Origin of the sequence: Bradyrhizobium sp. STM 3809, from assembly GCF_000239795.1 — a bacterium.
In the GTDB taxonomy this organism is placed as follows: Bacteria; Pseudomonadota; Alphaproteobacteria; order Rhizobiales; family Xanthobacteraceae; genus Bradyrhizobium.
This window is the reverse complement of record NZ_CAFJ01000633.1, coordinates 1-11,320: the sequence shown is the minus strand read 5'-3', so window position 1 is coordinate 11,320 and position 11,320 is coordinate 1. Positions and strand designations below refer to the sequence as shown.

Below are 11,320 nucleotides of genomic sequence, written 5' to 3'. Positions count from 1 at the left end.
TATCAAGAAATACGCGAACCGGCGGCTCTATAATACCGGGACGAGTACCTACGTGACCCTCGAGGATCTCGCCGCGATGGTTAAGAACGGGGAGGATTTCCTGGTGTACGACGCCAAGACCGGCGACGACATCACCCGCTCGGTGCTGGCGCAGATCATCTTCGAGCAGGAGAACAAGGCGGGCCAGAACCTGCTGCCGACCACATTCCTGCGCCAGCTGATCCGGTTCTATGGCGACAGCATGCAGATGGTGGTTCCGAAGTATCTGGAGCAGTCGATCGACACGCTGACCAAGGAGCAGGAGAAGTTCCGCAAGCAGATCGCCGACACCTTCAGCGGTACGCCCTTCGCGCCGCTCGAGGAGCAGGTGCGCCGCAACATGGAGCTGTTCCAGCAGACCTTCTCGATGTTCAAGCCGTTCGCGCCCGCGGTTCGGACAGAAGAGAAAGCCGCGGAGCCTGCGGCGGCCGCCGACGACAACATCGACGAGCTGCGCCGCCAGATGAAGGAAATGCAGGACCGGCTCGACCGCATGTCCGAGCCGAAGAAGGACGAGCAGCAGGGCTGACCTGCAGCAGAAGACCTAAGAGCGCCGGCGGCCGTCAGCTTGCCGCCGGCAACTCCATTCGGTTGCCCGCGAGCCAGGGACGGTCGACCGAGGCGAGGCCGATCACCCGGCCTTGGATGTAGTCGCAGCCCCAGTCGCGCAGCAGCGCAGCCGACGCATCGTCCTGCACCCATTCCGCGACAGTCTTGATCTGCAGCCGTCGCGCCAGTTCGACCAGCGTCTGCACGAAGGCGCGGTCGTCGGCGGAGCGCACCAGGTTCTGCACGAACGCGCCGTCGATCTTGACGATGTCGACGCCGAGCTTGCGCAGGTTGCGGAACGAGGTGTGGCCGGCGCCGAAATCGTCGATGGCGATCCGGCTGCCCAGGTCCTTCAGACGGGTCACAAAGCCGCGCAGATCGTCGATGTCCTGGATCTCCACCGTCTCGGTGATCTCGACGATCAGCCGCTCGGCCACGCCCGGGTGGGCGCGCATCATCGATTCGATCGAGGCCCACCAGTCCGGATCCATGGTGGTCTCGGGCGAGATATTGAGGCTCAGCGTGACGGTCGGCGAGCTCGCCAGCTCCGCCACCACGAGCTCCAGGATACGATGATCGACAAGCCGGATCAGGCCGAGTCGCTCGGCCACCGGCACGACGTCAGGGGCCAGCAGGGCGCGGCCGTCATCCTGGCGCATCCGCACCAGGCATTCGTAGAACGCCGGCATGCGCGTGTGCGCATTCACGACGGGCTCGAACGCGGTGACGATACGGCGCTCGTTCAGCGCGGTCACGATCTCGTCGGTCACGCGGATGTTGACCTTGCGCTGTGCGTCGCGCTCGACATTCGGCCGCCAGGTCGAGAACGACCCGATTCGGCGTCGCTTGGCGGAATCGAGCGTCTCGTGTGCGCGATTGACGGCCTCCTCGACCGACCGGGCATGTCGGGGCACACTGACGGCCCCGATCGTCGCGGTGACCGCGACCGGACCCGACTTGGTCGGCACCACGTCGTCGCGGACCGCCGCCAGGAAGCGCTCGGCGGCGATGGTCATATCGTCCATCGTGCAGTTCTTCAGGATCAGCCCGAACTTGTTGCCGGAGAAGCGCCCCAGCGCGTCGCCGCCGCGCAGCCGCGCCCGGATGCGCTGCGCAACCTCCAGCACCACCCCGTCGGCGACGTCGAAGCCGAACGCGTCGTTGATGCGCGCGAGATGATCGATGCCGACCAGCATGAAGGCGCAGGAGAAGCGGAAGCGCTGCGACTCCTCGATCACCTCCGCAAGAGTGGCCAGCAAGTGAGGCCGGTTCAATTCGCCGGTCAGCGGGTCGTGCCGCGACAGCTTGAGCAATTGCTCTTCCCGCGCGTGGCGCTCGTTGTTGATGCGCACGATGCCCTGGGCGCGGGACGGCTTCCCGTCGGAGCCTGCGTACCAGCAGCCGGTCTCCTCGACCCAGATCAGCGGCGCGCCGGCATGGGTCCGGACGCCATACTCGATGCGATACGGCGTGCCGGCCGCACCGTGCAGCGGCGTCGCCTGGCGCATCACCTCGGACCGGATGTTGCGGTCCGGCTCGATCAGCTTGGCGAACTCGCCGCCATTACACAGTTGCGGCAGCGGCACGTCGGCGAAGACAGCGCCGACATGATCGCTCCAGACGATCACGTCGCTCGCCAGATCCCACACGAAAGCGGCTTGGCCGAGGGACGCCAGGATCATCGCTGTCTGCGGCAAATCGGATGTCAAGATCGCCTCGTTCTGGAACAGGCCGGCGCGGTCCGGCGTCGATTTTCAGGACGGGCCGCCACCTACCCGCGCGCGCAGCGGCGGCAGACCTCGCGAATCAGACTACGCATCTCTGGTTAACGGAGAGCATGCCGGCACGACAGGCACGCGTCGGAACCGCGTCAACCATCTTTCAGCGGCACAGGACCTGGGGCGGCGGCACGGCATTGCCCTTGCGACGTCGGATGGTGAAAGGCCCTGGCGTCCCATAATGTGACAGTCGCGCCGGGTGTGGTGGGACGATGTTAACGATCAATCAGGATGAGGGCTCGCGCGGAGTGGATGAGGCATCCCGGTCACTGGCCCTGCTGCCGGTCACGCGGGGCTACGAGCGCCGCGCGACGACGGTGGGGGCGGCGCGGCCCGATGCCGGATTCGTCACCCAGCTGATCGCGACGGCCGAACAATTGCCCCAGACCCGCACGCTCAGGCGCGCGGCGGCGGCGGACGTTCACAATGCCTATGCGGCCAGACTTCAGCCGGTCGCGCGGGCGGGCGGGCGAACCCGGGAGATCATCTGAGCGACGGCTGCCCTGCGCCTCAGGACTTGGGCGTTTCAGGCTTGGGGTGCTTCAGGCTTGGGTATTTCGGATCTGGGTATTTCGGATTTGGGCGGCTCAGGAACCGCTGGCGCAACCACCTCGGCCTCCTTGACCTCCGAGACCCAACCGGTCGTCTGCACGGGAGCCGGCCGAGGAACGGATCGATCGAGCAGCACGGACTCGGCGACGGAGGCAGCGGCCGGCACGGGATCGGTCGGCTCTTCCACGCGCGGCGCGGTGGGAGCCGCCGGCTGAGGATCCACCTTCGCAGCTTCTCCGACAGGTTCCTTGAGCGGCACCGAGACCGGCGCTTCGATGGGCTCAGGCGCCGGATCCGCGGCAGACTCCTCCACCATCGGCGGCGGAACGGAAGCGGGCGCCGCAACGGCGGCGCGGGCGGCACGCTTCGTGCGCAGCGCGATGCCGCCGAAGAAGTCGACCATCGCCAGCAGGGTCAGCAGCAGGAACGTCGAGTTCCCGAACTTCGGCCACATCGCGAATTCGGCCGCGGCGCCGCCGAACACCAGGAGCGACAGCAGGTGGTCGGTCAGATATTTGCCGTTCGGCTTCGCCGCCTTGATCACCTCGAGCAACAGCAGCAGCACGCCGAGTGCCAGCAGCATGTCGCCGAGCGAGATCGTCCAGACCTCGCCGGAGGGAAGCTGCAGGCGCAGCAGAATCTCGCTGAACGCGACCCCGGGCATCAGGAAGACGATCATGTTGTAGATCGCCAGCGGGATCAGCAGCAGCGGGAAACCGACCATGGACATCGGTTGGAGCCTTATGGCGCCGGCAGAAGGGCGGCGCGGAATCGATGGTGTCCGACGAATCAACGAGAGTCGCTAACGCATGACACATGCGCATCGGTCCCGGCGAATCAATCGCGCGGGACCGATTTCAACCTCATCGATGGCCGAATTCGGGCAGCCGGGACGGCGACCCGCACGGGCAATCAGGCGTCTTTCTTCTTCAGGACCTGGCGGCCCTTGTACATGCCGGTCTTGAGGTCCAGGTGGTGCGGACGACGCAGCTCGCCGGAGTCCTTGTCCTCGACATAGGTCGGCTTCTTGATCGCATCGGCCGAGCGGCGCATGCCGCGGCGCGACGGCGAAGTTTTTCTTCTGGGGACGGCCATATCGGTATCCTCTAGGGTATTTTTGCAAGGCATCGTCCGCAAAGGGACGGCTGCAGCCATGAAGCTGGCGAGCCCGGATGCCGATCAAGGCCGCGCTTATAGAGGATGGGTTGCGGCATGGCTAGGGCTCTCCGAGGCATTTTTGGGCCAAATTTCGCCGGGCCTCCCAGACCTCAGCGCCGCTCTCCCCAACAGGTCTGCAGGCCCTGGGCCTGCGCCCGCATGATATAGGTGGCCGCCAGCCGCCGCACGCCCGGACCCGGGGTCCGGGCGCTGCGCCGCACCGGGTTCGGCAGAATCGAGGCCATCAGCGCCGCCTCGCGCGGCCCCAGGCCAGCCGCCGAGCGGTTGAACGCGTAATTCGCGCCGGCCTCGACCCCGAACTGGCCGGCCGGGCCGAGCTCGGCGATATTGAGGTAGATCTCGAGGATGCGCCGCTTGGGCAGCACGAGGTCGATCCACAGCGCCAGCGGCAGCTCCAGCGCCTTGCGGACATAGCTGCGGCCCGGCCACAGGAACAGGTTCTTGGCGACCTGCTGGGTGATGGTCGAGCCGCCCCGGCTCACCTCGCCGTCCTCGGCATCGTCCATGACCTCGCGCAGCGCCCCCCAGTCGATGCCGTGATGGGTGCAGAACTTGGCGTCCTCGGCGGCCACCACCGAGCGCGGCAGGTATGGCGACATCGCCGCGAGATCGATCCAGCGCCGCTCGACCGGCCGTCCGGTCATCGTCCGCCACAGCATCAGGGTCGAGACCGGGTGACCCAGCGCATAGAACGGCGTCAGGACATAGGGCACGAGCAGCACCAGCACGGCGGCCAGGAGGATGGTTCTGACGGTACGCAAGGGCAGGCGTCGCTCGGGTTGGACCGCGGCGGGGGCGGCCATGAGGGGCGGATTATCCGACATCTCCATCACGTTTCCTGCTTTTTTCCGCCCTTGCGGCCGAAAGACGGCACCGTCCCCGCAATTGACGAAGTCGCCGCCATCAACGATTGTCCGGCGAATTTTGCCCCTGGAGCTCTTCCTAAATGACCGCGACGGCCACCGACTTCACCCAACGCCTGGACAAGACCGCGGAGGAGACCGAAGCGCTGCTCGGCGAGCTTTTGTCCGATGCGCCGCTGGCCGACGAGATCGCCCGTCCCAAGCGGCTGATCGAGTCGATGCGCTATTCGAGCCTCGGCGGCGGCAAGCGGCTGCGCCCGTTCCTGGTGGTCGAGAGCGCCGCCGTGTTCGGCGTGCCCCGCCGTGGCGCGCTGCTGGCGGGCGCGGCGCTGGAATGCATCCACTGCTACTCGCTGATCCATGACGACCTGCCGGCGATGGACAATTCCGACCTGCGCCGCGGCCGCCCGACCTTGCACAAGGTCTATGACGACGCCACCGCGATCCTCGCCGGCGATGCGCTGCTCACCATCGCCTTCGACATCATCACCCGCGACGAGATCCATCCCGACGCCGGGGTCCGCCTGGCGCTGACCCGGGCGCTCGCGCGCTGCGCCGGTGTCGGCGGCATGGCCGGCGGCCAGATCCTCGACCTCGCCGGCGAGGGCCGCTTCGGCGATCGCGATCCGGTCGACGTCGCCCGCGTGCAGCAGATGAAGACCGGCGCCCTGCTCCGCTTCGGCTGCATTGCCGGCGCCCTGCTCGGCCAGGCCTCGGCGGCGGAGTACCAGGCACTCGACGATTACGGCCGCGCGCTCGGCGAAGCCTTCCAGATCGCCGACGACCTGCTCGACGTCGAGGGCGACGCCGCCACGCTCGGCAAGCCGGCCGGTGCCGACGCCGAGCTCGGCAAGACCACCTTCGTCACCCAGCTCGGCATCGCCGGCGCCAAGCAGCGCGTCCGCGACCTGCTCGCCCGCGGCGACGCCGCGCTGTCGATCTTCGGCGCCAAGGGCGACGTGCTGCGCGCCACCGCGCATTTCGTGGCCGAGCGCAAGAGCTGAGCCGGGACCGCGCGGTTGACCGGACTTCATCCCGACGATCCGGTGCTGGCGCGCTTCGCACGCCTGCCGTCAGCCCTGCGCATCATTTATGCGCGCCCGCGTACCTTCATATCGCTGGGCATCGCCGTCATCGCGTTCTTTCTCCTGCCGCCGGCCCTGCGGCTGATCACGCGGCTCCTGATCAGCTGGGACATCTTCACCGCGCTCTACCTCGTGCTGGTCGCGGTGATGATGCTGCGCAGCGAGCACCAGCACATCCGCCGCAAGGCGGTCATGCAGGACGACGGCCGCTTCGTCATCCTCATGGTGACCGCGCTCGGCGCCTTCGCCAGCATCGCCGCGATCGTGTTCGAACTCGGCGCCTCCAAGCGCGACGCCCCGGCGCTGGCGCTGTCGCTGCTCACCGTCTCGCTGTCCTGGGCCGCCGTGCACGCGACCTTCGCCCTGCACTACGCCCACGACTACTACCGCGGCGCCAAGCCCGGTGGCCTGCAATTCCCGAGCGGCGACAAGGACGAGCACGCCGACTATTGGGACTTCGTCTACTTCTCCTTCATCATCGGCATGACCGCCCAGGTCTCCGATGTCGGCATCACCGACAAGATCATCCGCCGCACCGCGACCGTCCACGGCATCATCTCGTTCGTCTACAACACCGCCCTCGTCGCCCTGATGGTCAACATCGCGGCCAGCGTGATCTCGTCCTGATCAATTGCACACCTCGACGCTGGCGTTGTTGGCCGGGCCGCCGCCGCCGCGATATTCCAGTCGGCAGCCCTGCCTGACCGGGCGGCACAGATAGGCGTCGCAATAGACCTGGCCCGACGGCGGCTTCGAACGCGCCTGCGGCTTGGGCGGAGCCATGCTCGGCGCCATCCCGACGCCGACGCCGAGGCCGCCGCCACCGACACCGATCCCCACGCCGACGCCGATGTTCGGCGCTGCCATCGGCACGCCCGGCTCGGGTATCGCACGCGCCCGGCGGCGCGACGGCGCATCCTCGTCGTCGCTGCTGTCGCGCTTGGCGACCGGCTTCCGGTCGCGCCGCTTCTCGCACTCGTTGTCGTCGTTCACGAACGAGCCCTGGGCGCAGACGATGCGAGTGCAACGGTCGCCGTCCGACTTATAGCCGTGCTGGCAGACCAGCGGGCAGACGCGGGACTGTTTCAGCTTGATCGCTTCGAGCGCATCCGCCGACGCGGCCTGGGTGTCGAGTCTGGTGCCGGCATAGCGGTTGAACTGCGACAGCGAGCGGCGCGAGGCCGAGCCCCAATCGCCGTCGGCATCCTCGGTGAGACAGCCGACGCGCCGCAGTTCGATCTGCACGGATTTGGTAAGATCAGCCGGCTGTGACGCCGGGGTCAGCGAGGCCACTTGCGGCCCCTGCTGCGGGGCTGCGGCCGGCGAGGTCGCCGCGCGCGGATTGTCGACCGCCGCGAGCTGCTGCTCCTGGCGCTTCTTCTCGGCGTCCGCCGCCTGCTGCTGCGCCAGCTGGTTGGCCCTCTCGGCCGCCAGCCGCGCCTGCTCGGCCGCCTTCGCCTCGGCCTCCGCCTTGGCCAGCGTGTCCTTGCGCGCGCCCTCCGCCGCGAGCCGTGCCCGCTCGGCCTCCGTCACGCGGGCCTTCTCGGCGGCCGCGGCGCGATTCTCCTCGGCCGCCAGCTTCTCGAGCTGCAGCTTGGCGAGGCTCGCATAGAACCCATCCGGGTATTGCGCTAGAAAAGCGTTCAGCGCGCCCTTGTTGCCGACCTGCATCGCGAGCTCATAGTCGCGGCGGATGTCGGCCTGCGGATTGGCCGCAGGCGGCGGCGGCGTGACCGGCATCTGCGTGACCACGCGCGGCACGCCCGGGACCAGCGGAACGTCTTCGCCGCCGAGCGAACCATAGACGAAGGGCTCCTGGCGATTGCTGGTCGACTTCAGCACCTCGTCGCGGACGAAGCCGAATGCCTTGCGGACGTCGAGGCCGGGGGTCGCGATGTGCCGCGACAGCGCCAGGGTGAACGGCGAGTTCTTGCCGTCGCCGTCCTGCGCGGTCGAACCGGCCTTGGCCGAATAGGCGATCAGCGTATTCGGGCTGGTCGGCTCGACCTTGGCGAGGCCGCGGCCGAGGCTGCGGGTCGCCACCGTCCGCTGCATGTTGCGGGTGAAGGGATTGTCGCGGCAGGCGTCGAGAATGACCAGCCGCAGCTTCTTGGCCGGCTCGACGGCGACCAGGATCCGGTCGAGCGACAGCGTCTCGTCATAGACGTCGGTGTCGCGCTCCAGCCGCGCGTCGATCGGAATGAGGTAGTTGGAACCTTCGACCTCCATGCCGTGACCGGCATAATAGACCACGGCGATATCGGCATCGCGGGCGGCATCGGCGAAATCGCGCAGCGCCCGGCGGGTCTCCCGCGCGGTGAGATCGCGCCGGTAGTCGACGACGTCGAAGCCGGCATTCTTGAAGGTCTGGGTCATCACCGCGCCGTCATTGGCGGGGTTCGCCAGCTGCGGCACGTTCTGATAGGCCGAATTGCCGATCACCAGCGCCACCCGCTTGTCGGCGAGCGCGGGATGGCCGACCAGCAGCACCGCCGCCGCAACAATGTAACCGCCCAATCGAGATGACCACGACATCGCACCTACCCCACAGCCCGGGAGACCTTCAGACCCTGCCTATCAGACCAAGCCTGTCCGGCTTGTGATCGGAATCACGCAAAGCCTCTCTTCCTGGAACATCCGATGATTCCCGGAACATCCGATTCCAGCCAGTCTATGTCTGTCGACCCAGCATCGGGTGCAGTTCATGGCTTGCCAAGCCCGGTTTTGCATCGAAAATGCGATCCTTGTTTGTCCCCCGGGGGTCCCAGGAGTTGGCCATGAGCGCAGACCGTTCCACCGTCGAATCCGTCGTGCAGGGCTATTTCGATGCGCTCTACGAGGGCGATGCCGACAAGCTCGGCGCGGTGTTCCATCCCAGCGCCGATCTGCGCTGGGTCGAGAATGGCGAGCTCAAGATCCTGACCGTGCCGGACTGGCTGGCCTGGGTGCGCAAGCGCCCCTCCGCGAAGGGCGAGGGCAAGCCGCGCGAGGACTTCATCGTCACCATCGACCGCTCGGACGACAAGACCGCCTTCATCAAGGTGCGCTGCCAGCTGCCGCCGCGCTACTTCACCGATTATCTCGTCGCGATGAAGCTCAAGGATGGCTGGCAGATCGTCTCCAAGTCCTACCGCTACGATCTCCGGGACTGAGCCCGGCGCCGCGTCGCCAGGCCACGCCTCATGGAAGCTCACTTTCAAATTTTCCTGATCCTGCTGGCGGTGCTCGCGGGAACCGCGCTCGTTGCGCGGCGGACGAATCTGGCCCCGGCGATCCTCTTGATGCTCGCCGGTATCGCGCTCGCCTTCGTGCCGACCATGCCGGCCTTCGCGCTGCCGCCGGAGCTGGTGCTGCTGGTCGTGTTGCCGCCGCTGATCTATTCCTCCAGCGTCGCGATGAGCTGGCGCGAGTTCAAGCGCAATCTGCGGCCGATCGTGCTGCTCGCGGTCGGCTGCGTGATCTTCACCGCCTCGATGGTCGCCGTCGCGACCCACACGCTGCTCGGCTTGCCGTGGAGCCTCGGCTTCCTGCTCGGCGCGATCGTCGCACCGCCCGACGTGGTGGCGCCGCTCGCCATTGCGCGCCGGCTGCATCTGCCGCGGCGGGTGATGGTCATCCTCGAAGGCGAAGGTCTCGCCAATGACGCGACCGCGCTGATCCTCTACCGCTTCGCGGTGGCCGCGATCACCACCGGCACCTTCTCCCTTCCGGTCGCCGCGGGCGAGTTCGCCGCGATCGTGGTCGGCGAGATCGCGTTCGGCATCGGCGTCGGCTGGCTGATGCTGCGCGCCCGGCATTATTCCGACGACACCCGGGTCGAGATCACGCTGTCGCTGCTGACGCCCTATCTCGCCTATTGGATTCCGGAGCATCTCGGCGGCTCCGGCGTGATCGCGACCGTCGCCTGCGGGCTGTACATGAGCTGGAACGGCCCGTTGTGGATCTCCTCGGCGACCCGTTTGCAGGGCGTGTTCTTCTGGGACCTCGTGGTCTACCTGATCGAGGGCATGCTGTTCCTGCTGACCGGCTTCCAGATGCGGCTGATCTACGAGAAGTCGAAGGTGTTTCCGCTCGACGACATCCTGATCGCCACCGCGCTGGTGGTCGCGATCGTCGTCGTCGCGCGCTTCGCCTGGACGTTTCCGGCGACCATCCTGCCGCGGGTGCTGAGCCCTGCGCTGCGCGCCAGGGATCCGCTGCCGCCGTGGCAGCAGACCTTCATCATCGGCTTCACCGGCGTGCGCGGCACGGTCTCGCTCGCGACCGCGCTGGCGCTGCCGCTGACGCTCTCGACCGGCGATGCGTTTCCCTATCGCGACGAGGTTCTGTTCGTCGCCTTCGGCGTGATCTTCTTCACCTTGATCGGCCTCGGCCTGACCCTGCCGCTCGTGGTGCGCTGGCTCGGCGTCGGCCGGACCGGGCGCGCCGAGCACGTGCGCGAGCACGCACAGGAGATCGCGGCGCGGCGCGAGGTGCTCGGCCGCGCGCTGCAATCGCTGGAGACGATGACCAATGACCGCGAGCTGTCGGACGAGGTGGTGCGGCTGCTGCGCGCGCGGCACGAGGTCCGCGTCAACCAGCTGCCGGAGAATCTCAATCCGGACGAGGACGACGCCTCTGCGCTCGGCATCGCGCTGACGCGCGAGCTGATCGGGGTCGAGCGCAAGACCATTCATGCCATGCTCCGCGACGGCCAGATCACCGACGAAACCCGCCGCCGCATCGAGCGCGACCTCGATCTGGAGGAGGCCAGCCTGGCCAACCGGGAGTACGGGCAATTGCCGTTGTAGGACGGGAGTCGTGGGCAACCTCTCGCCACGCGTCATTGCGAGCGCAGCGGCGCAATCCAGAGTCCCGCGCGTAGCCCTGGATTGCTTCGCTGCGCTCGCAATGACGGCGATGGAGCGGTGTACGTCCGCACCGGCTGGGGGTGAGCCGGCACATCGTAGCTCCTGCCCGGACGCCACACTTGCAGCCTCACACTCGGTGTCATCCCGGCGAACGCCGGGATCCATAACCACCGGCCAGCATGGTGACGAAGGCTGACAGCTCCAGCGTGCCACACATTCCCTCCTGGGAATATGGGTCCCGGGTCGGCGCCACGCCAACGCATGCGCGTTGGCGCGGCTTGCCCGGGACAACGGCGGCGTTTGGAGACGCTGAAACTCATCCTCATAGACGCAGTTCATCATCCTCGCGCCCGCGTGTCGCGTCCGAGCATTGATCTTCTCGCGGCCCTCTCTCAACAGAGGGCGCAGGGAAGGCCGGGCCCCGA

11 protein-coding genes are annotated in these 11,320 nt (G+C 67.4%); 6 read left to right on the top strand and 5 right to left on the bottom strand.

Features of this window, described 5'->3' with window-relative positions:
• The first annotated feature begins 1 nt into the window (after position 1).
• On the top strand, positions 2-568 hold the full coding sequence (gene phaR / locus BRAS3809_RS28265; protein WP_083839178.1) for a polyhydroxyalkanoate synthesis repressor PhaR: 567 nt from the start codon (positions 2-4) through the stop codon (positions 566-568).
• A 34-nt stretch (positions 569-602) separates the two neighbouring features.
• On the opposite strand, the gene BRAS3809_RS28260 is transcribed toward phaR, so the two are convergent.
• Positions 603-2,270: a bifunctional diguanylate cyclase/phosphodiesterase gene (locus BRAS3809_RS28260; RefSeq protein ID WP_240535790.1), complete on the bottom strand. Its 1,668-nt coding sequence runs from the start codon at positions 2,268-2,270 to the stop codon at positions 603-605.
• 308 nt (positions 2,271-2,578) lie between these two features.
• On the opposite strand from BRAS3809_RS28260, the gene BRAS3809_RS28255 reads away from it, so the two are divergent.
• Positions 2,579-2,857: a hypothetical protein gene (locus tag BRAS3809_RS28255; protein ID WP_008965426.1), complete on the top strand. Its 279-nt coding sequence runs from the start codon at positions 2,579-2,581 to the stop codon at positions 2,855-2,857.
• Positions 2,858-2,892: 35 nt separating this feature from the next.
• On the opposite strand, the gene BRAS3809_RS28250 is transcribed toward BRAS3809_RS28255, so the two are convergent.
• The 3 genes from BRAS3809_RS28250 to BRAS3809_RS28240 all read right to left on the bottom strand — a co-directional run bounded on the left by BRAS3809_RS28250 (position 2,893) and on the right by BRAS3809_RS28240 (position 4,900).
• Entirely contained in the window at positions 2,893-3,648 is a 756-nt protein-coding gene (locus BRAS3809_RS28250; protein WP_008965425.1) for a hypothetical protein, read from the bottom strand.
• A 182-nt stretch (positions 3,649-3,830) separates the two neighbouring features.
• Positions 3,831-4,013, bottom strand: a complete 183-nt coding sequence (rpmF, locus tag BRAS3809_RS28245) for a 50S ribosomal protein L32 (protein WP_006610266.1) — start codon at positions 4,011-4,013, stop codon at positions 3,831-3,833.
• 173 nt (positions 4,014-4,186) lie between these two features.
• A complete protein-coding gene (locus BRAS3809_RS28240) occupies positions 4,187-4,900 on the bottom strand; it encodes a transglycosylase domain-containing protein (protein WP_170323343.1) in 714 nt (237 codons plus the stop codon).
• Positions 4,901-5,043: 143 nt separating this feature from the next.
• On the opposite strand from BRAS3809_RS28240, the gene BRAS3809_RS28235 reads away from it, so the two are divergent.
• Both BRAS3809_RS28235 and BRAS3809_RS28230 read left to right on the top strand, forming a co-directional pair.
• On the top strand, positions 5,044-5,964 hold the full coding sequence (locus BRAS3809_RS28235; RefSeq protein WP_008965423.1) for a polyprenyl synthetase family protein: 921 nt from the start codon (positions 5,044-5,046) through the stop codon (positions 5,962-5,964).
• Positions 5,965-5,979: 15 nt separating this feature from the next.
• Positions 5,980-6,672 carry a DUF1345 domain-containing protein gene (locus BRAS3809_RS28230; protein WP_008965422.1) on the top strand — a complete coding sequence of 231 codons (693 nt, stop codon included), beginning with the start codon at positions 5,980-5,982 and terminating at the stop codon, positions 6,670-6,672.
• Here BRAS3809_RS28230 and BRAS3809_RS28225 read toward each other — a convergent pair whose 3' ends face one another.
• A complete protein-coding gene (locus BRAS3809_RS28225) occupies positions 6,673-8,580 on the bottom strand; it encodes a caspase family protein (protein WP_008965421.1) in 1,908 nt (635 codons plus the stop codon). It abuts the gene before it with no gap.
• Positions 8,581-8,822: 242 nt separating this feature from the next.
• Here BRAS3809_RS28225 and BRAS3809_RS28220 point away from each other — a divergent pair, with 242 nt between their 5' ends.
• Both BRAS3809_RS28220 and BRAS3809_RS28215 read left to right on the top strand, forming a co-directional pair.
• Entirely contained in the window at positions 8,823-9,197 is a 375-nt protein-coding gene (locus BRAS3809_RS28220; RefSeq protein ID WP_008965420.1) for a nuclear transport factor 2 family protein, read from the top strand.
• Between the two features lie 30 nt (positions 9,198-9,227).
• Positions 9,228-10,835: a Na+/H+ antiporter gene (locus BRAS3809_RS28215; RefSeq protein ID WP_008965419.1), complete on the top strand. Its 1,608-nt coding sequence runs from the start codon at positions 9,228-9,230 to the stop codon at positions 10,833-10,835.
• The last annotated feature ends 485 nt before the right edge of the window (positions 10,836-11,320 follow it).